This is a genomic window from Bacillus sp. K2I17, assembly GCF_002209985.1.
Lineage (GTDB): Bacteria > Bacillota > Bacilli > Bacillales > Bacillaceae_G > Bacillus_A > Bacillus_A wiedmannii.
On record NZ_NJGF01000016.1, the window covers coordinates 48,118 to 74,781 of the forward strand.

Consider the following 26,664-nt stretch of genomic DNA (forward strand, 5'->3'; position numbering starts at 1 on the left):
GGGAAGTAAAATCCTTAGATCCTCTTAGAAGTAAATAATAACGATAACACCCTATCCGAAAGACTTCCCATTCCCCATGCGTGTGCAAGGAGAGAGCCTAGCGCTAGGGCGTACAAGTTATATGAATCAAGTTATAAAAAAACATGGTAAAGGAGTGTACGGAATGAAAAATAAAATAATGACAGGATTTTTAATAACATCCATTGTAACTGGAGCAACTATTCCTATCAATACTCTCGCAGCACCAATCGTTCAAGCAGAAACTCAACAGGAAAGCATGGATATTTCTTCATCATTACGAAAATTAGGTGCGCAATCTAAATTAATCCAAACGTATATTGATCAATCTTTAATGAGTCCTAATGTACAGCTAGAGGAAGTCCCAGCTTTAAATACCAATCAATTCCTAATTAAACAAGATATGAAGGAATGGTCATCGGAACTCTATCCACAGTTAATTCTATTAAATTCAAAAAGTAAAGGATTTGTAACGAAATTTAATAGCTATTACCCGACATTAAAATCGTATGTAGACAATAAAGAAGATAGAGAAGGGTTTTCGGATAGACTTGAAGTTCTTCAAGAAATGGCTATGACGAATCAAGAAAATGCGCAACGACAAATTAATGAATTAACAGATCTTAAATTACAGCTTGATAAAAAATTAAAAGATTTCGATACTAATGTGGCAACTGCGCAAGGCATATTAGGTACAGATGGAACAGGAAAAATAGATCAGTTAAAAAATGAAATATTAAATACCAAAAAAGCAATTCAAAATGATTTACAACAAATTGCATTAATACCAGGAGCTTTAAATGAGCAGGGATTTGCTATATTCAAAGAAGTTTATAGTCTTTCAAAAGAAATTATTGAACCGGCTGCTCAAGCAGGGATGGCAGCGTATAATAAAGGAAAAGAAATTAACAACTCTATTCTAGAAGCGGAGAAAAAAGCGGCGCAAGAAGCGACAGAACAAGGTAAAACTGTTCTAGAGATTGAATCGGCCAAAAAAGCAGCTCGTGAAGCAATTGAGAAAAGCAAACAAGGTGAAATAGCTGCAGCTGCAGCCGCAAAAACGCAAGAATATGACCTGATGAAAGCCATTGATACTGAAAAGATTAAGAAAACATTTGGTGTCTTCGCAGAAGTAAATAAACTAACAGCAGAGCAGCGAGCATATTTAGATGACTTAGAGAAACAAAACCAAAAAATATATGATTTAACAACGAAACTATCAATAGCAGATTTACAAAAATCAATGCTTCTTCTTTCACAAAATGATTTGCATACGTTTGCAAACCAAGTAGATGTAGAACTTGACCTACTAAAGCGCTATAAAGAAGATTTGGATCTAATAAAAAATAACATTACAAAATTATCTACTAATGTTGATGCAACTAACGAGCAGTCTCAAAAAGATACATTAAGACAATTAAAAAATGTAATAAGTTACCTTGAAGAACAGGTATATAAATTTTGATATTACGTTTTTCAAAAAAACTATAAAGATTATAAGAATCTAGCGAAAGAAGGAGAATAGTTATGAAAAAATTCCCATTCAAAGTGCTAACTTTAGCCACTCTGGCAACGGTTATAACTGCTACTACTGGTAACACTATTCATGCATTTGCACAAGAAACGACCGCTCAAGAACAAAAAGTAGGCAATTATGCTTTAGGTCCCGAGGGACTGAAGAAAGCATTGGCTGAAACAGGGTCTCATATTCTTGTAATGGATTTGTACGCAAAAACAATGATTAAGCAACCGAATGTAAATTTATCTAATATCGATTTAGGATCAGAAGGAGGGGAGTTGCTCAAAAATATTCACCTTAATCAAGAACTGTCACGAATCAATGCGAATTATTGGTTAGATAAAGCGAAGCCACAGATTCAAAAAACAGCTCGTAATATTGTAAATTACGATGAACAATTTCAAAATTATTACGACACTTTAGTAGATACTGTACAAAAGAAAGATAAGGCAGGTCTAAAAGAGGGCATAAGTGATTTAATTACTACAATTAATACAAATTCAAAAGAGGTTACAGATGTAATTAAGATGCTACAAGACTTCAAAGGGAAACTATATCAAAATTCTACAGATTTTAAAAATAATGTTGGTGGTCCAGATGGCAAAGGTGGATTAACTGCAATATTAGCAGGTCAACAGGCAACGATTCCGCAACTTCAAGCTGAAATTGAGCAACTTCGTTCTACTCAAAAAAAACATTTTGATGATGTATTAGCATGGTCAATTGGTGGTGGATTGGGAGCAGCTATTTTAGTTATTGCAGCTATTGGAGGAGCAGTTGTAATTGTTGTAACTGGTGGTACAGCAACACCAGCTGTTGTTGGTGGACTTTCAGCTCTTGGAGCAGCTGGTATCGGTCTAGGAACTGCGGCGGGTGTCACGGCATCTAAGCATATGGACTCCTATAACGAAATTTCTAACAAAATCGGAGAATTAAGTATGAAAGCAGATCGTGCTAATCAAGCAGTTCTTTCGCTTACTAACGCGAAAGAAACATTGGCATATCTATATCAGACTGTAGATCAAGCGATATTATCTCTAACAAATATTCAAAAGCAATGGAATACAATGGGCGCAAATTATACAGATTTACTGGATAATATCGATTCTATGCAAGACCACAAATTCTCTTTAATACCGGATGATTTAAAAGCTGCTAAAGAAAGTTGGAATGATATTCATAAAGATGCAGAATTCATTTCAAAAGATATTGCTTTTAAACAGGAATAGAACTGAAAATTAAAACCTAAATTGGAGGAAAATGAAATGATAAAAAAAATCCCTTACAAATTACTCGCTGTATCGACGTTATTAACTATTACAACCGCTAATGTAGTTTCACCAGTAACAACTTTTGCAAGTGAAATTGAACAAACGAACAATGGAGATACGGCTCTTTCTGCAAATGAAGCGAGAATGAAAGAGACCTTGCAAAAGGCCGGTTTATTTGCAAAATCTATGAATGCCTATTCTTATATGTTAATTAAAAATCCAGATGTGAACTTTGAAGGAATTACTATTAATGGATATGTGGATTTACCTGGTAGAATTGTACAAGATCAAAAGAATGCAAGAGCTCATGCTGTTACTTGGGATACAAAAGTAAAAAAACAGCTTTTAGATACATTGACTGGTATTGTTGAATATGATACAACATTTGACAATTATTATGAAACAATGGTAGAGGCGATTAATACAGGGGATGGAGAAACTTTAAAAGAAGGGATTACAGATTTACGAGGTGAAATTCAACAAAATCAAAAGGTTGCACAACAACTAATAGAAGAATTAACTAAATTAAGAGACTCTATTGGACAAGATGTTAGAGCATTTGGAAGCAATAAAGATCTCTTGCAGTCGATTTTAAAAAACCAAGGTGCAGATGTTGAAGCCGATCAAAAGCGTCTAGAAGAAGTATTAGGATCAGTAAACTATTATAAACAATTAGAATCTGATGGGTTTAATGTAATGAAGGGTGCTATTTTGGGTCTACCGATAATTGGCGGTATTATAGTAGGAGTGGCAAGAGATAATTTAGGTAAGTTAGAGCCTTTATTAGCAGAATTACGTCAGACCGTGGATTATAAAGTAACATTAAATCGTGTAGTTGGAGTTGCTTATAGTAATATTAATGAAATGCACAAGGCACTTGATGATGCTATTAACGCTCTTACTTATATGTCCACGCAGTGGCATGATTTAGATTCTCAATATTCGGGCGTTCTAGGGCATATTGAGAATGCAGCTCAAAAAGCGGATCAAAATAAATTTAAATTCTTAAAACCTAATTTAAATGCAGCGAAAGACAGTTGGAAAACATTAAGAACAGATGCTGTTACATTAAAAGAAGGGATAAAGGAATTAAAAGTGGAAACTGTTACTCCACAAAAATAGGGAAATATTAATTCTGTTGCAAAGTGAACCATAACATAGAGAGTCTATGATTACACTGTTAAACAGTAAAGCGATAATTAATAAATCCTTATATATTAAAAAGGCGGAGTCTCATTAAAGACTTCGCCTTTCACTTATATATAAGTTTTATCCAAATAAAAAGATAGCCATGTAGTTTGCTTGTTTTTAAAAATTTGTAACAGAATCGATTAATAGGGGACAGTTTATATAGATTCGCTTAATAATATCGAATCTATGCAACTACATCGTCTTTTAATAAGAATAGGACTTGAAATCATACTCTATACAGGAGGAATAAGAAAAGATGAAAAAAAAACCTTATAAAATACTGGCTGTATCAGCATTTTTAATTATGACAACTACCTATGCAGTCACACCAGTAGCAACCTTTGCAATTGAAACTGAACAAACGAACACTGGAGATATGTCTCTTTCAGCAAATGAAGAAAAGATGAAAAAAACTGTACAAGATGCTGGGTTATTTGCAAAAGCTATGAATGAATATTCTTATTTGCTAATTAATAATCCGGATGTGAGTTTTGAAGGAATTTCTATTAATGGGTATGCAGATTTACCTAGTAAAATTGTACAGGATCAAAAGAATGCAAGAGCACATGCTGTTACATGGAATACAAAAGTAAAAAAACAGCTTTTAGATACATTGACCGGCATTATTGAATACGATACAAAGTTTGAAAATTATTATGAAACATTAGTAGAGGCGATCAACAATGGAAATGGGGATACTTTAAAAAAGGGGATTACTGATTTAAGGGGGGGAATTCAACGAAACCAGAAGTCTGCAAAAGTATTAATAGAAGAATTAACTAAATTTAAAAACGCTATTGGAGAAGATGTTAGAGTATTTGGAAGCCATAAAGAGACCTTGCAATCGATTTTAAAAAACCAAGGAGCTGATGTGGAGACTGATCAAAAGCGTTTAGATGAAGTTTTAGGACAAGTAAACTATTATAAGAAATTAGAATCTGATGGATTAATAATGGTGAAAATACCTTTTATCCCCACGCTTATTTCTGGTGGCATAATGATAGGTACTGCTAGAGATAATTTAGGTCGATTAGAGCCTGCTTTAGCAGAATTACGTAAAACTGTTGATTATAAAATTACATTAAATCGTGTAGTCGGAGTTGCATTTCATAATATTAGTGATATGCATAGTACGATTGATAGTGCTATTACTGCTCTTACTTATATGTCCACACAATGGGATGATTTAGACTCTCAATATTCGGGCGTACTGGGGCATATTGATAAAGCTGATGAAAAAGCTGATCAAAATAGATATAAATTTTTAAAGCCTAACTTGAATTCAGCTAAAGATAGTTGGAAAACATTAAGAACAGATGTTGTCACATTACTAGAAGGCATAAAAATTGCAGAGAAGAAAGAACAGGATTTTATGAATCTACTTCGTCCATCAAACGTTTTTTACTTTTATAAAAAAATCCATAACGCATACACTTTTGAAATAAAGACTGGAACAAATGCACCAAATGCGTCTTATAAAGTTATGAATTTAACTAAAAACACTGTTCATCATATGTGGAGTGGAGGTGCTAATACAAGCATGTGGGCTGACTGGCTTTCATTCAATCCAAATGATGAATTTGCGGTGGTAGCAGTAGTGGATGGGAAAGAATATGTTGTGTATAAAGACAAAGTAGAAAATATAATGAACTGAACCCAAAAAATGCATTAATTGGGGATGGTACACATCGCTATCAAGCTAAGAAAAACAAATACCCCCAGAACGAAATTTTGTGCTAACTTTTAACAGAAAAGCTCATTTTTTCGTTTTGGGGTGAATCTATTTTCTTAAGTTGATGGGCATGGGGGGTATCTCAAAATCTTAGCTTGATGGGCACGTGGCGGTACCCCACATCCATCAACTTAAGGATTTACACTATTCTTGAAGTTAAAAGCAGGTTACTATTTTCTTATGTTAATGAGAATTGCAACCTGCCTTTATGAAATATGCACCAAAAACTTTATAGTAATAAGTCTGGCGTTATCTCTCTAATTATTAGGATATTTTTTCTTCATATATGCATACTAAACATACTATAGAAGGTGCATAGAAGGTGAGGAAGCCATGACTAAATTTCTGAAATGGTTAAAATATAGAGAAAATCCTAAATCATGTTCAATACGAGACGATACTCCTGTTCCCCAAAAAAATATAGAAGACTCTCTCTTAGAAGCTAGTTTATCGAAGAATATAGCTGAGCTTCAGAATGTATTTCATCAATCACCTGATCTAGTGATTCGACGGTTTCAAATGACAGAAGCTGGACTAGAAGCCGCTTTAGTATATTTGTCTGGATTAACAGATAAAGAATTGATTCAAAATCATGTTCTAAGTCCTTTGATGAATAGTGATTTTGATACCAATACAGAACTTCCCATTACATTAGGACAAATTAAAATTATTAATACGTGGAGTCAGAGTGAAAATGCTATTTTAGAAGGGGATAGTGTTTTATTAATTCACGGTCGAACTACAGCGTATCAATTGGACACAAAAGGATGGCCGCAAAGAAGTATTGAAGATGCTCATAACGAAATATCTCTAAAAGGTGGGCATCAAGGATTTGTAGAAACCGGAGCTCAAAATATCACAATGATTCGAAGGTATATTCCACATCGCCAATTAATGATAAAAGAGATAACAATTGGTTTACGAAGCAAAACAAAGATTTCTATTTTATATTTAAAAGATGTAACTTCTGAGGATGTGCTAAAGGAATTAGAAACACGGATTCAAAGTATAACAGTTGATGCTGTTACTAGTACAGGTGAACTTATTGAATTCATTGAAGATAACCCGTACTCACCATTTCCACAATTTATGTTAACAGAAAGACCTGATTTAGCCGTATCGCACATTCTACAGGGCAGATTTGTGACTGTAGTGGATCATTCGCCAAATGTATTAATTGCTCCAACAAATTTCATCTCTTTTTTTCAAGGGGTGGATGATTACGGTACAAGATGGCTAGTTGCTTCGTTTATTCGTATACTTCGTTTTATCGCCTTTTTGGTTGCTCTATTTTTGCCAGCGAGTTATGTTGCGTTTATTTCCTTTAATTTCGAAGTTATTCCTGTAGAGCTTTATTTATCTATTGCAGAGTCAAGAACAAGCGTACCTTTTGCTCCAGTAATGGAAGCATTACTTATGGAAATAACGCTGGAAATGATGAGAGAAGGGGCCTTACGCCTGCCTACCCCGATTGGTCAGACAGTTGGAATGGTAGGAGGTATTATCATTGGACAAGCAGCTGTTCAGGCCGGAATTGTAAGTAACATTATGATTATTGTTGTTGCTGTTACAGCCATCTCTTCTTTTATTATCCCTAACTATGATATGGGATCTGCAGTTAGACTTTTACGATTCCCCATGATGATCTTAGCTGCATTATTTGGAATTGTAGGACTGGTTATCGGGTGGATGACATTAATTGGACATCTTATCAGTCTTGAATCGCTAGGAACTCCTTATGGAACACCGTTAGCACCGTTTCGCTTTGCAGATATGAAAGATACTTTTATACGCTTTCCTTTATGGGCAATCAGAAGGCGTCCTAAGGGTACAGGAGCTATTCAATCTATTCGACAAGGTAAGAATCATAACAAAAGGTGAAATTATGAAAAAATATGCCTATAATGACATCACTCTTATTCAGTATATTGTTTTAATCAATGGAATGCAGGTCGGCACTGGCGTTCTATCTCTTCCACGTGTGCTTGCAGAAAAAGCTGGAACAGATGGATGGATAGCTATATTGATTGGCTGGATATTCTCCACAATATCAGGTGTTTTTATTGTGAAAACAGCTGCAAAATATCCCGAGGACACACTTTACGAAATTCTTATACGATTTTTCGGGAAAATAATAGGGAAAACACTTGTTGTTATTTACATGATGTACTTCGCTTTTTATTCTTGTACTGTTCTTGTGAACGCTATGCTTTATCTTAAGGGATGGCTTCTTCCAAAAACGCCTGATTATCTAGTTATCTTTTTGTTTTCGATTCCTACCTTTCTTGTCGCACGTAACGGCCCTCGTATTATAGGGCGGTACTCCGAACTTACTTTTTATATGTTGCTTTGGATTCCGTTATTTTTTTTGGTACCTCTTAAAGAGAACGGAAGTTGGATGCCATTCTTTCCGCTCTTAAAAGAGGGGTGGAAGCCTATATTAACGGCTGTGCCGACCACTATCTATGCTTATTTAGGATTTGACATTGCGTTCTTTTTATATCCCTTTTTACGAAAAAAACAGTATGCAGTCCATGGAATGGTTATTGCAAACACTTTAACGATGTTATTTTATTTATTCGCTACTATTGTTTGCTTTGCCTATTTTAGCCCTGATAGCATTACGCAATTTAACCAACCGGTACTAAATTTACTTAAAGTAATTGAATTTCGGTTTTTAGAACGTTTTGACATGATTTTATTGGCTACTTACTTGCCCGTTGTTTCTACATGCTGGATTCCTGCAATATTCTGTTCTGTATTTTGTTCAAGCCGATTACTTGGGAAACAAGATCACAGCTCTCATGTAGTTATTCTCTTATTACTCATTATCGGCTTCGTATTCTGGATTAGTCCTAGTTGGAATCAAGCCGAAACGGGACTACAGGTGTTATCGAATGCTGGGATTGGGTTAACCTATATATTACCTATCATTTTATGGATGTATGGCTGGCTATATGAGAAGTCTCATTGGGGGAAGATACATTGAAAAGAAAAGTACTATGTTGTATTTTGTTATCGGTGTTCATGATGACTGGATGCTTTGATCAAACAAATATTGAAGATGTTTCCCTTACTCTTGTACTTGGTATCGATTTAGATCGTAATAATAATCTATTGGTGTACATGTCAAGTCCTGTTTTTAATAAAGAAGCCAAGGTAAAAGAAGAAGTTACGGGTGTGAAATCTGCTACGATTCGAAATTCTAGAGACAAATTTGATGCTACTGTTATGGCACTTACCTCGGGAAGTAAAACACAGGTGATTTTAGTTGGAAAACGGCTATTGAAACAAAAAAATTGGATGAAATATCTCGATCCATTTCAACGAGACCCCAAAAATACAGTTACTACAAGGGTTGTTGCTGTTGATGGACCTGTTTCGGACGTCATCTTTTATAACCCAAAAGATAAGCCGCGTCTTCCTCTATATTTAACAAAACTAGTTGATACAGCCTCTTTAAGAAATATCACAGTAAAAACAAATCTTCAAGAACTACATGAACAAATGGCAGACAAAGGGGTAACAGCGAATATTACTGAAATGAAAAAAACGAATAAAATATTTGTGGCAGGTACAGCTTTGTTAGATGAAAAAGGAAGGCATAAATTAACGCTAAAACCTGATGAAAACAAACTATTACGCATTTTGCAACAAGGAACTACAGGTGATTTTTCATTTACAATCCCAATTAAACTAAAGTCGGATAGCCAGGATAAAGATTGGATAAGCTTTGCTGCCTATAACATTAAAGTAAAGACAAAGGCAAGATATGATAATAAATTTATATTTAATACAGATATAAAGATGAAGGTCGGCATTACAGAACAGCTTTTTTCGTTCAATACAAGAAAGGATGGTGTAAAATTACAAAAGGCGATTGAAACTAAGCTGGAAGCTGATTTCAAGCAATTAATAAAGAAAATACAAACTGCCAATATTGATCCTATTGGGCTTGGGAGATATGCAAGAACTTACACATATCCAGAATGGAAAAAAGTCCAAAATAAATGGAATAATGAATTAGCAAAGGGCGATGTAAACGTCAAGGTAAATGTGAAAATTGGTGGGATGGGGACAATTAAGTAACAGGAGTTCAACTGAGTTTCGTACTAAATTTACAAGTATCTTCTATTTTAGAATGGGAATTTTCTTTAATAGGAGTACCCCCCCCGTACCCATCAACTTAAGGATTTAGACTATTCTTAAACTTAAAAGCACGTTACTATTCTCTTATGTTAATGAGAAAGGGTGACGTGCTTTTTATGAATATGCATCAAAAACAAGAGCGATTAGAATGCCACCTTTATGGACAACTCATTAGTATCCTATTATGTTCTTCTACTATGTTTAAAATGAGAGAACTCCTGTTACGTAAGAAACCAAAAGAACTAAGTGAATATAAAGCGATGTACATAATTAAAGATTATTTCTTACTTTTTCATCAAGCACTACATAAAAACACCCTAAGCAAAAAATACAATAGGCTGCCCATATGGACAGCTCATTTACATAATTCTCGTTATTAATAGACAACAATGGATAGAATTTTCGTTTTGGGGTGAATCTATTTTCTTAAGTTGATGGGCATGGGGATGGTACACTAAACTAGACACCAAGTTAAGTGAAAAATTGAACGGCATAAGGCTCCTTATTTCCTAGAACACCTAGCTAAAGCAAAAGAATTTGTACAGCAAAAAAGTGAATATTGAATCAAGGTGCTGGTTGCTTTATGTGTATGGCTTAACCAAAAGATTGCAAATACATTAAAAGAGTAACTTGTAATAAAGATATTGCAATATTTTTAAAGCGAAAAGCCGAAATTGAGGAATTTGAAGAATTGTAATAGTGAAGGAATTGATTAATTTATAAAAAACATTTAAATAAAAAGAGAGAATAAATACCTTATTTTTGGGGTGTTTGAAGGTTCAAATGGAAGATTCTCTGGTTTTCGATTTGAATCAAAATGATACTATTTACATGTACTGTCATGTAGGGAATTATATTTTTTACACCTGAACTGTTTGTACTATTTGTAGGATTTTCAGTTTTTTTGTCGAATATATCTTTAATGCAAGGAGGGACATTACATGATTATTAAAGACTATTTTATCAATCTTTCTATTTTTTCTTTATTAGTTAGCGCAGCGATATTTATTCAAGTGTTTTTGATTCATTCCAGGCGATATTTCGAAAAATTCTATGGAGGGATTATTGCAGTTACTTTGATGCTCTTTTCTTTTCCATACATGGGATTTTCCTACGATCTTCGAGTTGTTCCTCTTATTCTATCTTTTATTTACTTTGGTCGCATTGCTGGTTGGATTACATTAATTAGCATTATTATAATGCGTATCTTTTACATTGGAGGTTACTGGGAACCTCCTGTGATTGCTTATTTAGGTTTGGGTATCCTATTTGTTACTTTTAAAACATATTTTAAAAACCTTCATCCTTTTAAAAGTGCATCTTTATATTTTTTTGTTTTTGTCGGAATAAAGTGGTTAGTTGGTGTATTCTTTAATACTAAGTTACTTTACACTGGAGGCTTATTATATATAGCTTTAGGGCTTTTAATTGGGCTATTTCTTATGGAAGCCTACCAGAGATTATATTATTTAACACAGGACTTATCTAAAATGAATCGGGAATTAAAAAAATCCAAGCAAGAACTCACAGATACCGTACATGAGCTTCAAGGAGGGATTTTTAAATTTAAAAAAGTGGGTAAGCACTTTATACACACTTTATGTGATGGACAGTTTTATTATCAAAAAGGATTTTATTCTGAACAGGTGGTAGGGAAAAGCTTACGGACTATTGATGCTTCTATTGTTCCACCACATTTAGTTCCACAATTGATGAAGTATTATCTTCAGGCATGGGAAGGGAAAGAAATTATATTCGAATTACCCTGGCCAGATGATAAAACGATTATTCTTATTGCACTTAGGCCGATTAAACGTAATGGACAAGTTATGGAAGTTGTTGGTTCTATAGTCGATATAACCGAAAGGAAAAAGGTAGAATCAGAATTAAGAGCTACCAAAGAATTACTAGAATCATTTATAAAGCATAATGTAGATGCTATTACCATTTCTGATCGAGAAGGGCATATTTTACAAGCAAATAAAGCTTATGAAAAGATATTTGGATGGTCATTACAAGAAATCATAGGTAAGAGATTACCCTGTGTACCAGATTTCTTAATGGAAGAATCACTTAAAAATATTCAGAAAATTCTAACGGGAGAATCCGTAGTTACCAGATTAGAAACTGTTAGACGACGTAACGATGGAAGTCTTCTTGATGTCAGTCTGACAGTTTCTCCTATACTAGACGTAAGAGGAAATGTGATAGCTTTATCTGCAATATGTAGAGACATCTCTGAAAGAAAACAAGCAGAAAGAGAACGACAGCGATTACACCAACAATTAAAAGATAGTGAAATGAAGTACCGTGCACTAATCGAACAAGCAACTGATGCAGTATATGTAGTAGAGCTGAATGAAAATCATGTTCCAAGTCGATTCATTGAGGTAAACCCTGTTGGTTGTAAAAGATTTGGATATAGTAGAGAAGAGCTGCTCTCGTTACCATTTCCAAATGTAGTACCACAAGATTCTAAAATGATTGTAAGGTTGTTAGAAAAAATTAGAGAGGGACAAACTTCCTTCACTTTGCAAGATGAATATGTTTTTCCAACAGGAAAAATAATAACAACTGAGTTTAGTGTCCGTGTTTTTAACTTAAATGGTAAAAAAGTTTTCCTAAGTATTTCTCGTGATATCACTGAACGGCTAAAAACAGAAGAATTACTACGGAAATCTGAAAAACTTGCTGTCGTAGGACAATTAGCGACTGCAATGGCTCATGAAATTAATAATCCATTAACCGCAATGAAAGGGTTTATGCAATTACTAAAATCAACGGAAACTGAGAATAATCGGGGTTATATAAATATAGTATCATCAGAGATTGAGCGTATAGAAAGTATTACTAATGAATTTATGGCGGTAGCCAAACCACAGGTGGTAAAGATACAACCTAATGATATTAGTGTGCTAATGGATCAAGTTTTAATGCTACTGCAACCTCAAGCAATGATGAATAATATAAAAATTAGAATTGATTTTACACCTGGTATTCCACTGATTCCATGTGAAGGAAATCAATTAAAACAAGTATTTGTTAATATTATAAAAAATGCAATTGAATCCATGCCAACAGGAGGAGAAATTTTGATTCAATTTGATAAACTTGATAATAATCAAATAAGGATTCGCTTTATCGATCAAGGATGTGGGATTCCAAAAGAACGTATACCATATTTAGGAGAACCTTTTTACAGTATTAAGGAAGAGGGAATCGGCTTAGGATTAATGATCTGTTATAAAATTATTGAAACACACCAGGGGAAGGTATTTATTGAGAGTGAAGTGAATAAGGGGACTATAGTTGAAGTCACTCTCCCAATTTGCACACTTCAAAATTAATACATTCTTTTACTGAAATTTTGTAAGTTAGTGAGCAGTTAGCTTTGGCTAGCTGCTTTTTTGTATATATTGTAATCGATTCTTCATATTACGGCTTTTTGATGTTTCATATATAGATTTTATGGCTTTTAAAAACTCTGTAAGTGTTTTGTAATATTTACGAGAGACTTTTTTAACAGTTATGAGAGAGAAAAGAAAGATTTGTTATATATGATGAAATTAATCTTACTAGTAGGTGTTCTAATGGATCTAGAAACAAAGGAGGAAAAATAACAATGAAACAATTGAAGCCAGCAATTAGTGTATTAGGTAGTGTATCAATGGCACTGACTTTAGCATCTCCTGCTTTAGCAGATGTAAAACAACCGAATCCAGGAGGTACAGTTGAAATATTCAAAGAGAATGCAGATGTAAAAAAAGAAGATAAGAATTTCACGCTCGGATCTGATGGAGAAATAGGTTCACTCATTACACAAAACATTGAAATGGCAAACAACGATTGGGATAAAGATGGTATTTCCAACGACTTAGAGATTAATGGATATAAAATTGAATTCAATTCACAAACTGGAAAAAATGAAGCGAAAGCATGGGATCCCGAGAAGGATAAAGGGAAACCAAAATTTATATCGAATCCTATGAATGCAAATACGGATGGTGATCCTTTTACTGATATGTATGAGGTTGAGAATTATAACAACGATTCTGATACTAATTTCAATCCGATAGTTGCCAACATGCCGAATTTGCAAATTGGTGTCAAACGAATTGAAGTAATTCCTATTGCAACCATTACGGATAATAATGGTGGATCAGTTAGTAGAGGATGGGAAAAAAGTGTATCTACACAACATTCATTTAATGTAGGTTTAAGTGGTTCAGGTGGTGTAGAAGGCTCAGCAGCCGGTCCTGTTCCTTCCGGAAGTGTTTCAGCAAATGTGGGATACGGATATTCAAAAACAACTACGGAAACGGAGAGTTATACAAATAATTTTGATTGGTCTACTGCAACAACTGTGGATACAGCGAACGCAGCAAAATTACGTGTACATTTGGAATATAAGAATGTAGGAACAGCATCCGCTGAAAATGTTTCGCCTCATTTTAATATTCGTTTAGGAAACAAAATTATTAATACTGTAAAGGCAACACAAGATCGTTATAAAGCAAACTATTTAAGTACAGAAAAAGGTGGACGGAATAAAACAGAAGTAGTAATTGACAGTTTAGAAGGACAAGCAGATGCGAATATTGTCTTATCTTTGGATGAATTGAAAGCTGTTGAACAAGGGGAACTTCTTTCGATTGAAGTTTTACCTACAAGTACAATGGATTTATCTATTGAAAAAGGTGAAGAAATTATGCATTTGGGGGATTCAGGGAGATATGAGTCTAGAGTAAATGCAGCTACTGAACAATTAGAAACAGATATAGGAAATATACCAAAGTTTAGGGTATATACTCCTAAAGACAAATCTCTTGCTGATAAGCCAGTTTTATCCTATAACGAAGTTTTTCAACAGGTAAATATAGATACGAAAAAAGTAAATCATATTGTAAACAAGGCTAAAAGTACTAATAACGTATCAGTGGTTTCAGCTAATAATGGAACTGATGCATTGAACGATTTAAAAGCGGGACAGGGAGATCGCGGTTATTTACATAAAGACTCTGTACACGGAGCTTTTGCAAAACTACAGCACCCAACATTAGTAGAAGGTAGTTATGATTCTGTGACACAAAAGATTAGGGCAACAATTTTACCTGGTTTATTTGGAGTGAGTAAAGATATTCCTACTACTTATAGTAAGAAATGGAATGCTCCGTCACAAACAGTAACACTGGTTAAACGTGAAAATGGATTTACATATGAGTCTAGAGAAAATATACACCCTATTAAATCTGAAATTGCTGCGCACAGAAAAGTTACATTTGAAATCAATGACGCACACAATCTAACGCCTACACAAAAGATTGATACTGAAATTAAAGCTAATAAAGAATTTGAAGATTATGTAGTAGATAATTCAGGTGAATTTGTTACAGAAGGAGTTCCTTATACCGTGGCTTCATATGGAAATACAGCTTATTTGGGAAGTCATCATGCAGGGAATAAATGGGAGTATCTTTGGGCTGAAAAATCTAGCGATGAAAAAGTGAATGTAATTATTGAAAGAGTAGGTCAACCTAAACCTGGAAAACCAATTAAAAAGGATGAAGAGGTATTAATTAAATTTCAAAATCCTATTTATTCAGATTATGCATATTTAAAACTTCAAGATAGTTATATCCATTTAGATCAAAAACAGAACGCAAGTACTTTTAAATTTAATCATGCATATCCAAAGAATTTCACTGGACACCATAAGCAATGGAACATACTATCTAATGGTAATAAGTTAAAGGTAGGATATTTAATCGATTATATGAAATATGGTAATGGAGAGAATGGGACTGATACTATAGCATGGAATCTATCAAGAGTTCAGTAATAGGTAACAGTTCTGTTGCTAAGTTTGAAAAGAGAACCGGAAATGAATTGTATCTGAAAAGTTAGATGCAAAAATTTAGGTTACTATTAAGGAATGAGTTCGATGTTGAATCGGACTCATTCCTTTTAATTTATATATGATTTAGAAACTACTATTTTAAATACTTATCTAGTCATATAAGTAATCAAATGTTAAGATTACTATCTGTATTACATGATTTATTTTCCGAATTTTCATTCGTTTCGAGGGTGAAATGTGGAATTCTGATTTATTTATGTGATTAGTTTTTATATCTTTACCTATAAAGATATTTTTATTGGATAATAGAAAAAAATTTTTGTTATTGGTGAAAAAGAAGTGAGGATAGTATATGAAGAAAAGAATTTTAATCGTAGAAGATGAAGAAAATATTCGAGAAGTATGCAAACGGTATTTAGAAAGAGAAGAATATGAAGTTTATACCGCTGTAAATGGTAAAGAAGGTTGGGATTTATTTCTTACACATCAACCAGATTTAATTATATTAGATTTGATGATGCCAAAAAAAGATGGATGGGAATTATGCGAGGAAATTCGTCAACAATCAAATGTACCTATTATTATGTTAACTGCTAAGGGAGAGGAAAGGGATCGAATTTTAGGCTTAACAATGGGGGCAGATGATTATTTAACAAAACCATTTTCCCCTCGTGAATTAGTATTAAGGGTTCAAATTATACTAAGAAGAGGAAGCCATGTACAAATACAAGCGAAAGAATCCTTATTGGAAGTGATAGAGTTTCCAGATTTAAAAATATATCCAAAGACAAGATATGTACTTGTTTGTAATAAGGAAGTGGAGTTAACGGTGAAAGAGTTTGAGGTACTTTATCTCATGGCAAAGCATCCAAAACAAGTATTTTCTCGCTCGCAGCTTCTTGAATTAATTTGGGATTTTGGACATGAAGGGGCATCAAACACAGTTACTGTGTTAGTGAGTCGTTTACGTGAAAAGCTCGAGAAGCATACGATAAAGAATCGTTGGATTCATACGGTTTGGGGTATAGGATATCGCTTTGAGCCAAATGGAGGAAATGAAACATGAGATTACGTATTCAATTGTTACTCATGAATCTATTAAGTACTAGTATTATGGTAATTGCTATATGGTATAGTGATACGAAAATGTTACTTGAACCGGAACAAACGCGGTTATTAACAGTAATTGCATTTGTGGCATTCATTATTTCAACGTTTATTTATTGGTTAATGACACGTCCTATCATGAGATCTATACAAAATTTAATAAAATTGACGAAACAATTTAGTGATAGACACTTTGAAACGATGTATATAATTGGGCAAGAACCACGTGAGTTTAAAGAATTGGCAACAGCCTTTCAACAGATGGCAAAAAAATTAGAAGAAGGGTTTACTAAGTTAGAGGAACAGGAAAACGCTCGTAAGGAGCTAATTACCAATATCTCACACGACTTACGAACACCTATGACTAGCATGCAAATGATGATAGAAGCATTACAAGATAACCTGATTGAAGATCCTGAAATGAAAAAGCAATACTTAGCAACGGTTTTAAAAGAAATAGAAAGATTAAATGGATTAATTAACGACTTATTTGATCTTTCAAAGTTAGAGTTTGAGCAAGTAGATTTTCACCCAAGTTTCACACATTTAGATAAAGTTCTATTAGATGTATTAGAGTCACATTCTGTCTTATTAGGAAACAAACAAATCCATGTGCAATTGGATGTCCCTGATACATTACCTCGACTTTTGATTATGCCTTGTAAAATAGAAAGGGTCATAGGTAATTTATTACATAATGCAATTCGATATTCTCCTATCTCTGGAACAATTGAATTGACTGTAGTGGAAAATAAACCAACTCAACAGGTCCAATTCACTTTGCGGGATGAAGGAATGGGAATTTCTCCAAATGATCAATTACGCGTATTTGAACGTTTTTTTAGAACAGATCGATCAAGAAGTTCACAATCTGGAGGTTCCGGACTTGGATTAGCTATTGCAAAATCATTGATTGAAATGCACAAAGGGGAAATTGGTGTACGGAATCGCGCAGATGGTAAGCAGGGAAGTGAATTTTGGTTCACTCTTCCCATCACATCAGTAAAAAAATAAGACGGCTGAAAGACTTTTGTAACATTTACGTTAGAAAAATGAAAGACCTTCTTGTTAACATACTACTACACAGTATGTTACAGGAGGTTTTTTACTTTATGAAAAGAAAATATGTATGGCTTATAGGTGGTTTGATAATTGTATTGGGGATTTTATGGTCATTGTTCCGACCAGAGAAATTATTTATTGATAAGCACGTAAATGAATCATTGCCACAAGCAGAGATACAATCAACTGAAGTAAGGCAACAAAGTGATCGAGTAATAAGGGAAGGTCAGTTTCAAAACGGTGTCCATGAAACAACTGGAACGGCAAAAATTTACCAATTAGCGGATGGAAAACGTGTTTTACGACTTTCTGATTTTGCAACATCTAATGGGCCAGATGTACGAGTTGTATTAGTTCCTACAAATCGCTTAAAAAATAATGAAGACGTGAAAAACTATCAGTATATTGAATTAGGAAAATTAAAGGGAAATAAAGGAGACCAAAACTATGAAATTCCTGAAGGGATAGATGTAAGTGAATATGGTTCGGTTTCTGTTTGGTGTAAAAGATTTAATGAAAACTTTGGTGCGGTTTATTTTAATAATTAAATATGAACTTAAAATTTCCTCTTACAGGCAAAATTCATCGGGGTAATGATAATAGTTGCAGCGGACTTAGTTGCTAAGAAGGGCACTCATAAGAGTGTTTTTTTCATATTCTTCAATTTTTGTATATTTTAGAGCTATTGGACGTTTACGGAGAGATTTTATTTAGTGTGGAAGCGTACTGTCTGTGAATAGAAGGATGAATAATATGTTACAGGAAAACATTACTCTTTTATAACTTAATTTTGAAGGAACATATACTTTTTTCATTTATCGGCTTGTAAAGAAGTATGGAAATTAAAGTTTATAATTTAAAAGTCAGCTTAAAGATGCAATAAGCAATTTGAATAGTAATCTTAAGTAAATAAAAAAGAGAGGAGCATCGATGAGCTCTTCTCTCTTTTTAAATCTAATTAGGGTTTCCATAACTGTAAAGGGGATGGTGTAAATTGTGGGATATTACCAAAATATCACTTTAAGTTAAGATTATAAAAAAGAAGTTCCTTTTTTCTGACAATGAATATTAATACAAAATTAATGATTAATATTCAAAAATGATTTTATAGTTCATTAATTTATTACTTGCTATCTATATTAATCATTTATTACAACAGCTTTCATGTCCAAAATTAAATGTTTCAACAAAGGATAATATAAGTATCATTATAATGATTTTCCAATATAATCAATGTGTTAATGAAAGGAACTCTGTGTTATTTTTGCTTTTCTACTAACTAATACAGCTTCAAACAAAGGACACAATTGCTACATGCTAAGTGTAATCTATTACCCATTCAAGATTCTGTTTATTCAATCTTTCTAAAAATAAAAAAATATTGTACTCATAAATATACAAGCTATAATGAGGGCGTCGAGAAAGAATTTATTACCTCTAGAGAAAGTATCAAACCTAGTTTTTTTGCAAAAATCCTAATGACATTGTAAGTAACCTTTTAAATTTGGACATACTCACATGATTACTCTAAGAAAGGTATGTGATCAAAAGGAAAAGTGTATTTGACACGAGAATGAAAGCGCATTCAATTAGATCTTGTTTTGAATCAGTCATTTTAATAACTTAGATTCAACTGTAATTAAAAATAATAAATTATGGGGGTGCTTATATGAACATGAATGTAGCATCTATTAAAGAAAAAAAGGTTGTTAAATACAAAAGTTGTTTTGATGTGATTGGGCCCATAATGATAGGTCCTTCAAGTTCACATACTGCAGGTGCTTTGGCTATTGGAACGGTAGCCAATAAATTATTTCAAGGTCTTCCAAAAAAAGTCGTGGTAAGGTATTATGAATCATTTGCTGAAACCCATAAAGGTCACGGAACTGATTTTGCAATTATTGCTGGGATATTAGGATTTGCTGCCGATGACAGCAAAGTGCCAGATGCTATTGAAATAGCAGAATCTAAAGGAATTGAAATTACCTTTATTGAAGAAGCAGGTGATAGTCCTGCTGGCCATCCAAATACGGCAGATGTATATTTAGAGGATGAAAATCGAAGTATTAGAACGATGGGGATTTCGGTTGGCGGTGGATTAATTGAAATCAAACATGTTGAAATTGACGGATTTAGTTTAGATCTGCAGGGGCCATTGCCAGTTATTATTGCGATTTCTGAAAGAGCTGACTTTGAATTTGTCTTACGCAGGATCTTTAAACAATATGATGTGGAAATAAACAACTTTCATAGTTTAGAAGAAAACAGGAAATATTTATATGCATTCGCTTTGGATACGCTATTGCCTGGTAATGTCCAGGAGGAATTAGGAAATTTAAGCAATATAGCTAAGCTCATTATTCTTTAGTTACATTAAGGAGTGAAAAAATATGTATATGGCCATAAAAGAAATTGTGGATGCAGCTAATAAAAGCCAAAAGACAATTTATGAATTAGCAATTGAACAGGAAATTGAACAAACTAAATCTACTTATGAAGAAGTTTGGAGTAAAATGGAACGAAATTTAGCGACTATGCAAAATGCTATAAATAAAAGTATCGAGGGCGACGGTGTATTTTCTCCAACTGGTTTAACCGGAGGTGATGCTGTTAAAATTAAAAACTATCGAGAAAATAGGAAAACCCTTTCTGGAGATTTGATGGTGTTAGGGATTCAAAGTGCTATCGGTGTTAATGAAGTAAATGCTGCATTAGGAGCTATTTGTGCAACTCCAACAGCAGGTGCGAGTGGGACGATTCCGGGAGTCCTTTTTAGTATTAAAGATACATTGCAGTTAAGTCATGAAGATATGATTCATTTTCTATTTACTTCAGCGTTATTTGGAACCATAGTCGCAAACAACGCTTGTATTTCAGGAGCGTACGGAGGATGTCAAGCTGAAGTAGGCAGTGCCTCAGCGATGGCGGCTGCAGCTGCGGTTGAAGCTGCAGGTGGAACGCCACATCAATCTTCTGTAGCTTTTTCGATTGCATTACAAAATTTACTCGGTTTAGTTTGTGATCCGGTCGCTGGTTTAGTAGAAATTCCTTGTGTAAAGAGAAACGCCATTGGAACGGCAAATGCTTTAGCAGCAGCGGACATCGCATTAGCCGGCGTAAACAATATCATCAATGCTGACGAAGTTATTGAAGCGATGTATAGAGTTGGAAGACAGATGCCTCGCGAATTAAGAGAGACAGGTTTAGGTGGAATTGCAGCTACACCTACAGGGATTGCCATTAAAAATAAAATCTTTGGAGAGAAATAATCAAATCAATGAACAATTACCGGATATATTGTGAAAAAGTTAACAATCTATTCTCTATTGTTCGCCTAAGGATGTCTGTATATTGGGGGAATTACTAATAAAATATACCACTATATAATTGGGATATTTTGTAATTTGTAACAACCCCGTCAGGTTGATGCTTCGCCAATTTTTTGATTTTGATTAACTTAGAAGAAGGATATACGATGTGGCGCACTTTATAAGCAATTCATTTTTCAAGAACGGTCTATATTCCGATGCCTTAAATAGAGAAGTAAGAATAGAAAACTAGGAGGAATTATTATATGAATGGGAATACTGCAAAAAACATAGAATTTCAAGTTGATAATACTGCAGTAAAAAATGAGAAATATCTAGACCCTAAAAAGTGGCATAAACAGGATACTACCTGGGCATTGAGTCTATTTGGAACAGCAATTGGAGCAGGAGTACTCTTCTTACCTATTAATGCAGGTTCAGGTGGTTTATTATCATTGCTGTTAATTACCATACTTGCATATCCTGTTATGTATTACTCACATAGGGCACTTGCTAAAATGATATATGCTTCTAATTCTGCCGATGAGGGGATTACAGGTACAATAAGAGAGTATTTCGGAAATAAGGCAAGTATCATTTTTAACATTGTATATTTCGTTTCAATTTATACGATCGTGCTGATGTATTCGGTTGCACTTACAAATACTGCAAGTAGTTTTATTGTGCATCAATTGCACATGCCGGAGCCTCCAAGGGCCATTTTATCGCTTGTATTAGTACTCGGTCTTATCACTATACTAAATTTTGGTCAAGATATTACTGTAAAGATAATGAGCATGCTAGTATATCCTTTCATTGTTTCTCTACTTTTTATCGCAATATCTTTAATTCCACAGTGGAATACGTCAATGCTAAGTTTTTCAAGTGTTTCTACTGCTTCAACTGGAACAGGATATTTCGGAACAATATGGATGATACTACCAATCATCGTATTCTCGTTTAATCATTCTCCTATGATTTCGTCATTCGTTATGAAACAGAGAGCTACGTATGGAATAGATGCTACTGATGCCAAGTGTGCTCAAATACAAAAAGTTTGTTATATCATGACATTCGTTGTTGTTATGTTCTTTGTTTGGAGCAGTACTTTAAGTTTGACTCCAGATGATCTTAAGGTGGCAAAAGAACAGAACTTGTCAATCCTATCATATCTTGCTAATGAGCTTAATTCGCCAGTAATTACTATTGCGGCTCCTATCATTGCGTTTGTGGCTATTACAAAGTCTTTCCTTGGCCATTATATAGGAGCGTATGAGGTAATGCGTGACATGATTATTAAGTCCGGTAAAAAACGTGGGAAAGATTTAGGAGAGAAAACAGTTAAGACAATGATTCTTACTTTTGTCGTATTAACATGCTGGTATGTTGCTTATACAAATCCAAGTATTCTTGGAATCATTGATGCCCTTAGCGGTCCGTTAGTTGCTGCTATCTTATGTCTATTACCGATGTATGCAATCAATAAAGTACCAGTACTGGCTAAATACAAAGGGAAAATGAGTAATGTATTTGTAATTGTTATAGGAATACTTACTGTTCTAGCAAGTATTAAGTCATTATTCTAATTCTCTATTGTTCGTTCGGATGCAAAAATAGTAGGATATGAAAAGAGAATAAAAGACTTTTAGCGGAACTGAATTATATATTGTTAAACCATAGAGTTTATGGTTTTGGACAAACTATTCACCTTGGATAGTTTGTCCTTTTTTGATTATATGTATAACTTCTATTGCAGCATTTTTTTTAAGCTGTTTGTAATGATTTTAATCCAAGCATTTGAGGGCGCCTAACCATGTGCATCAAGCTAATATTTTAAAGTATCTCACATCTGTTTTCTTAGGTTAATGGGAATGGGCCGGTACCCCATGTATGGCGAACAACTAAACTGGCTTCCTTATATCCTATGTCCGAAGCCAGTTCATCTCTCACATACTCATTTCGCGTTCCTTGAGGAAGTACTCTTCTTGGCTAGATTTATAAACTTAACTTATTGAGCTTAGGGTGATACTCCCGTTACAATTTTGATAGTTCATTGACCACACTTTCTAAAAATTGCTCTACCTTTTCTTTTGTAGTATCTGGCGAATGATAACCAATTGTAAATGTAAGTCTCCCATTATAAGAGCTTGCCCCCATTGTAAAGAATGGTGCATACATAATTGGTGATGTTATATACCCGTCCTGAGCTTGAACTTCACCAAACTTAATAGGTTCATCAGCTATCGATCCGAAATTAGTAAGTAACGGTAAAGCCATTCCCATTTGTAAAGCCCATTCATATTGCTGTTTATACATTTCCTTAACTTCAGATAGCTTTTTACTTGCCAGTAACTCCATTCCTGCGGCTGAAGAAAGACCTGGATTTTGAGATTTTATTGTATCCATTGATTCTTTGACTCGAACTAGAGTTTGATTAAATGAGTCATCATTTTCCATTTTAATCACTGGCATTTCCATCCCGGATAAGTTGCAAATTGAACCAGTTGTATGATTAGGGAGATATCGGCGTAAATCAATTGTTAAACCAACCATTTTTTCTGCGGTACGAGGTTCTGCATACACAGCGAAATGTGATAAAGAGCGGAAGTATGCAGTCAGGATTGCATCATTTAAGGTAGCTTGTTGTGCCTTTGTCCATAGGGTTAAACGTAGAGTTTGCTCACGGCTTAACCGTCGCACGGCCATTTTTGGATAAGTATTTTTGTTAGGTTGAGATGGAAAAGACCATAATGCTGCTTGTTGTTCTTGGCTGGGACGATACGCACTTTTTATGTCTGTTATTCCAGTATATTTGAATACAGGTGATTGATCGCGAAAACCCTCATTTTTTGCATTAAATCTCTTTATAATTTCATCCTTAGACTGTCCCAGAGAAAGGTGAGTATAAATTGCTCCCAGCAAATTAATATATTCCTTGACTCCAGCACCATCTGAACAAAGATGAGATAATTTAACAACTAATATATTTGTTGAAGTGCCTCGTAATAATTTTGTCTGAACCATAGGCCCTTGAATAGGATCTCCAGATTCCTTTATAAAATCTATTGCCATCACTTCAAGATTTTGATCATCTCCTTCTGCAAAAAAACAAATTGGTGAGTTAGTACTAGATGAATGTTCCTCCCAGTAAGGCATATCACTTTCTACAAAACGGCTGTTTAAAACGGGCTGTAATTGTAACGTTATTCTTACTGATTGTTCAAGTACTTTTTTTGATATACCTATAGGAAAATAAAGAACGGCATTAATTTGTTGATTTGCGGAATAAAGACCAAGTATATAATTCATTCGATCTTGAGGTGTTACTGAATATTTCCTTTGTTCCATAATTTTCTCCCTCTTTTCAAGCTATTTTTGGTTACAATCTTGTTTTTCATAGGGTTGTAACTTTTTTAAAGGATCCATATTGTTTTATTTTCACTTTTTTAGTATTTCACTTATGAAAGTATGATTTCTGTATTGGTTCATGTTGTTATTGGTATTAATAATATTCATCAATTTTGTTTGGTTTTTGTATAAAAAGTAGATAAATCGTATTTTCGTTTGATTATATATAAACATTTTACATAAATGTTTGTGTATAATCTACAAAAAATAATCGAGTCATTTTTATCTTTTTTCGACAGTATCTCCCATCTATTTACTAACGCTATCCCAACATCAAACAAATTAAGGAGGGGGTCTTCTAACATAAAATATACACGTTGTAACTTCTAATCTTACAATATTGTAAGATTAGAAGTTAGATAGTTAGATAGAAGTCATTAACTTATGAAAAAATCACATCTATAATCCAGATATAAATCATTAATTAAAGGAGTATTCTAGTGAAAAAAATTATAAGTTATGTGGTGGTTATTGCTATTTTTATAGGAGTAGGATTAGGAGTAAAACGTTATGTGCAAGGTCCAGGACAACCAGTCGATGGGATTCTAGTTAGTGGTACTGCAGCTGATATAGAAAAAGTCAAACAAGAATTTAAAGATGATATTAAACAATCTAATGAAGTAAATATAAAAGTAATACAAACAAAAAGCGAATATAGATAAAAATTTATTTATATAAAAAATTAGATGTGGTTAGGTTATCAGAAAAAATCCAATAACTTCAATTTTAAAAAGATAAAAAAGGAGCGGAAATACGCTCCTTTTTTATTTATCTTACTATTTTTAGGAGGTTAGTATGAATAAGATATGGATAAAGGGTGAATAGCATTTTTATTGATGAAATTTCACTAAATATTCTTGTGGAATATATGTGAAACATTGTATAGAATAAGCAAGAATGCCAAAAATTATAGGGGGAAAGTTGTGAAGAAAAATAAGAGTTTAATAAGTTTTTTAGGAGTGTTTATTATGTTGTTTTCTTTTTGTTTTCAAGGAAATGTACAGGCTGATGTAAATACTGTTCAATCTGGAAAAATCAAATCAGGAAATGTAACGGTATGGGAAGTTGGAAATGTGGCGAAAGTGTTAGCTGATGTAGAGCGCTTAAATTTAAATACAGTAAATGTACCGATTCAGGTAGATATTCCGAATGTGACTTCTACGAACATGGTAATTAATCAAGCGCAAAAGCAACAGGCTATTCTTTTAATTCAAGAATTATTAAAGCGTAATATTCAAGTTATTGTGGAACCGTTCCCATATATTCAGCAAGGAAATGTTGGGGAAACGGAATGGAATCCGAGTAATATTAATGATTTCTTCTGGAATTGGAAAACGGTTATTCTACAAGATATTTTTAATTCGATTACAAGTAAATACAATGTGTACGGGCTCAAGATTGCCTCTAATTTCGTGAATATGGAATATGCAGAAGGATATTGGAGCGATACGATTGATTTCGTCCGTCAGCAATATAAAGGAAATGTTTTGTATCAAATGAATTGGTGGTTAACAGCAAGCTTTGATCCATCTTATGAAGCGAAGTTTATAGAAAAAATAAATCGTCCATATTTAAAAAAGGTGGATATTGTTAGTATTGATAGTTGGTTTGAAGTTTCAGGAAAAAGAAATCCATCATACGAAGAAGTGAAGCAAAGTTTATTTGCCACAACAGTATATAATCGTGGGCAAAATGTTGTGCAGCAGTTAGAACAATTACATAATGCAACAGGAAAACCGGTTTATTTTGGTGGATTTAACGTTCCAGCACGTGAACTTGGACTACAAAATCCGTGGAATCCAGATGTATCTAATGTGTTTTCAAAGGACGTACAATTAAACGGATGGCGTGCTTACCGAGATATATTAGAAACGAAACCGTATTTTAAAGGTTTTTCAATTTGGTTTATTGGCTCTCATAATAGTACGCATGCGTATCAAATACATAGTAAAGAAGCAGAGGCAGTTATTAACGGCTGGTACCGAAAATAATTTTTATTAAATAGGTAAGTTTTGAATTTTACCACATATATTTCTAGTGAA

The 26,664-nt window shown here is 33.8% G+C and carries 18 protein-coding genes and 1 pseudogene; 18 read left to right on the forward strand and 1 reads right to left on the reverse strand.

All coding sequences use genetic code 11. The annotated features are described in order from the left end of the window. Nucleotides 1–163 precede the first annotated feature (163 nt). The 16 genes and pseudogenes from hblC (at nt 164) to CER22_RS18585 (ending at nt 22,800) form a co-directional block, all read left to right on the forward strand. Nucleotides 164–1,483, forward strand: a complete 1,320-nt coding sequence (gene hblC / locus CER22_RS18510) for a hemolytic enterotoxin HBL lytic component L2 (RefSeq protein WP_088609347.1) — start codon at nt 164–166, stop codon at nt 1,481–1,483. A gap of 62 nt (nt 1,484–1,545) precedes the next feature. Further along, entirely contained in the window at nt 1,546–2,766 is a 1,221-nt protein-coding gene (hblD, locus tag CER22_RS18515; protein WP_002128070.1) for a hemolytic enterotoxin HBL lytic component L1, read from the forward strand. 36 nt (nt 2,767–2,802) lie between these two features. Next, a complete protein-coding gene (hblA, locus tag CER22_RS18520) occupies nt 2,803–3,930 on the forward strand; it encodes a hemolysin BL binding component B (RefSeq protein ID WP_000591974.1) in 1,128 nt (375 codons plus the stop codon). Nucleotides 3,931–4,255: 325 nt separating this feature from the next. Continuing rightward, on the forward strand, nt 4,256–5,653 hold the full coding sequence (hblB, locus tag CER22_RS18525; protein WP_088609323.1) for a hemolysin BL regulatory component HblB: 1,398 nt from the start codon (nt 4,256–4,258) through the stop codon (nt 5,651–5,653). Between the two features lie 411 nt (nt 5,654–6,064). After that, nucleotides 6,065–7,612 (forward strand): spore germination protein, encoded by a 1,548-nt coding sequence (locus CER22_RS18530; protein ID WP_044444144.1) that lies wholly within the window; start codon nt 6,065–6,067, stop codon nt 7,610–7,612. Nucleotides 7,613–7,616: 4 nt separating this feature from the next. Continuing rightward, nucleotides 7,617–8,720, forward strand: a complete 1,104-nt coding sequence (locus tag CER22_RS18535) for a GerAB/ArcD/ProY family transporter (RefSeq protein ID WP_088609324.1) — start codon at nt 7,617–7,619, stop codon at nt 8,718–8,720. Next, nucleotides 8,717–9,820, forward strand: coding sequence for a Ger(x)C family spore germination protein (locus CER22_RS18540; RefSeq protein WP_044444146.1), 1,104 nt, complete (start codon nt 8,717–8,719; stop codon nt 9,818–9,820). Before CER22_RS18535 ends, CER22_RS18540 begins: the two co-directional genes overlap by 4 nt. Before the next feature lie 191 nt (nt 9,821–10,011). Continuing rightward, nucleotides 10,012–10,221 (forward strand): annotated as a pseudogene (locus CER22_RS18545) (IS4 family transposase); the annotation flags it as partial. A 600-nt stretch (nt 10,222–10,821) separates the two neighbouring features. Next, nucleotides 10,822–13,227 (forward strand): PAS domain S-box protein, encoded by a 2,406-nt coding sequence (locus tag CER22_RS18550; protein WP_088609325.1) that lies wholly within the window; start codon nt 10,822–10,824, stop codon nt 13,225–13,227. Nucleotides 13,228–13,502: 275 nt separating this feature from the next. Continuing rightward, nucleotides 13,503–15,719 carry a binary toxin-like calcium binding domain-containing protein gene (locus CER22_RS18555; protein ID WP_088063995.1) on the forward strand — a complete coding sequence of 739 codons (2,217 nt, stop codon included), beginning with the start codon at nt 13,503–13,505 and terminating at the stop codon, nt 15,717–15,719. Nucleotides 15,720–16,089: 370 nt separating this feature from the next. Further along, the gene (locus CER22_RS18560; RefSeq protein WP_002017159.1) at nt 16,090–16,803 is read left to right on the forward strand and encodes a response regulator transcription factor; all 714 of its coding nucleotides are present in this window, start codon (nt 16,090–16,092) and stop codon (nt 16,801–16,803) included. Further along, a complete protein-coding gene (locus CER22_RS18565) occupies nt 16,800–17,858 on the forward strand; it encodes a sensor histidine kinase (RefSeq protein ID WP_106382918.1) in 1,059 nt (352 codons plus the stop codon). The genes CER22_RS18560 and CER22_RS18565 overlap by 4 nt, the downstream gene beginning before the upstream one ends. A gap of 98 nt (nt 17,859–17,956) precedes the next feature. Continuing rightward, a complete protein-coding gene (locus CER22_RS18570) occupies nt 17,957–18,454 on the forward strand; it encodes a DM13 domain-containing protein (RefSeq protein ID WP_002017161.1) in 498 nt (165 codons plus the stop codon). Nucleotides 18,455–19,575: 1,121 nt separating this feature from the next. After that, the gene (sdaAB, locus tag CER22_RS18575; protein ID WP_033716175.1) at nt 19,576–20,274 is read left to right on the forward strand and encodes an L-serine ammonia-lyase, iron-sulfur-dependent subunit beta; all 699 of its coding nucleotides are present in this window, start codon (nt 19,576–19,578) and stop codon (nt 20,272–20,274) included. Between the two features lie 22 nt (nt 20,275–20,296). Beyond that, nucleotides 20,297–21,175, forward strand: coding sequence for an L-serine ammonia-lyase, iron-sulfur-dependent, subunit alpha (sdaAA, locus tag CER22_RS18580; protein ID WP_088609326.1), 879 nt, complete (start codon nt 20,297–20,299; stop codon nt 21,173–21,175). A gap of 305 nt (nt 21,176–21,480) precedes the next feature. After that, a complete protein-coding gene (locus CER22_RS18585) occupies nt 21,481–22,800 on the forward strand; it encodes an aromatic amino acid transport family protein (RefSeq protein WP_088063991.1) in 1,320 nt (439 codons plus the stop codon). Between the two features lie 448 nt (nt 22,801–23,248). On the opposite strand, the gene CER22_RS18595 is transcribed toward CER22_RS18585, so the two are convergent. Further along, nucleotides 23,249–24,562, reverse strand: a complete 1,314-nt coding sequence (locus tag CER22_RS18595) for a condensation protein (RefSeq protein ID WP_088063990.1) — start codon at nt 24,560–24,562, stop codon at nt 23,249–23,251. 500 nt (nt 24,563–25,062) lie between these two features. Here CER22_RS18595 and CER22_RS18600 point away from each other — a divergent pair, with 500 nt between their 5' ends. Both CER22_RS18600 and CER22_RS18605 read left to right on the forward strand, forming a co-directional pair. Continuing rightward, nucleotides 25,063–25,284, forward strand: coding sequence for a hypothetical protein (locus tag CER22_RS18600; protein ID WP_088609327.1), 222 nt, complete (start codon nt 25,063–25,065; stop codon nt 25,282–25,284). Nucleotides 25,285–25,545: 261 nt separating this feature from the next. Beyond that, on the forward strand, nt 25,546–26,613 hold the full coding sequence (locus CER22_RS18605) for a glycoside hydrolase family 113 (RefSeq protein WP_097889850.1): 1,068 nt from the start codon (nt 25,546–25,548) through the stop codon (nt 26,611–26,613). The last annotated feature ends 51 nt before the right edge of the window (nt 26,614–26,664 follow it).

Coding starts and splice junctions, on each gene's coding strand:
- hblA (WP_000591974.1), top strand. CDS start 2,803: ATGATAAAAAAAATCCCTTACAAATTACTCGCTGTATCGACGTTATTA.
- hblC (WP_088609347.1), top strand. CDS start 164: ATGAAAAATAAAATAATGACAGGATTTTTAATAACATCCATTGTAACT.
- CER22_RS18565 (WP_106382918.1), top strand. CDS start 16,800: ATGAGATTACGTATTCAATTGTTACTCATGAATCTATTAAGTACTAGT.
- hblB (WP_088609323.1), top strand. CDS start 4,256: ATGAAAAAAAAACCTTATAAAATACTGGCTGTATCAGCATTTTTAATT.
- CER22_RS18595 (WP_088063990.1), bottom strand. CDS start 24,562: ATGGAACAAAGGAAATATTCAGTAACACCTCAAGATCGAATGAATTAT.
- CER22_RS18550 (WP_088609325.1), top strand. CDS start 10,822: ATGATTATTAAAGACTATTTTATCAATCTTTCTATTTTTTCTTTATTA.
- hblD (WP_002128070.1), top strand. CDS start 1,546: ATGAAAAAATTCCCATTCAAAGTGCTAACTTTAGCCACTCTGGCAACG.
- CER22_RS18570 (WP_002017161.1), top strand. CDS start 17,957: ATGAAAAGAAAATATGTATGGCTTATAGGTGGTTTGATAATTGTATTG.
- CER22_RS18555 (WP_088063995.1), top strand. CDS start 13,503: ATGAAACAATTGAAGCCAGCAATTAGTGTATTAGGTAGTGTATCAATG.
- CER22_RS18585 (WP_088063991.1), top strand. CDS start 21,481: ATGAATGGGAATACTGCAAAAAACATAGAATTTCAAGTTGATAATACT.
- CER22_RS18535 (WP_088609324.1), top strand. CDS start 7,617: ATGAAAAAATATGCCTATAATGACATCACTCTTATTCAGTATATTGTT.
- sdaAB (WP_033716175.1), top strand. CDS start 19,576: ATGAACATGAATGTAGCATCTATTAAAGAAAAAAAGGTTGTTAAATAC.
- CER22_RS18560 (WP_002017159.1), top strand. CDS start 16,090: ATGAAGAAAAGAATTTTAATCGTAGAAGATGAAGAAAATATTCGAGAA.
- sdaAA (WP_088609326.1), top strand. CDS start 20,297: ATGTATATGGCCATAAAAGAAATTGTGGATGCAGCTAATAAAAGCCAA.
- CER22_RS18530 (WP_044444144.1), top strand. CDS start 6,065: ATGACTAAATTTCTGAAATGGTTAAAATATAGAGAAAATCCTAAATCA.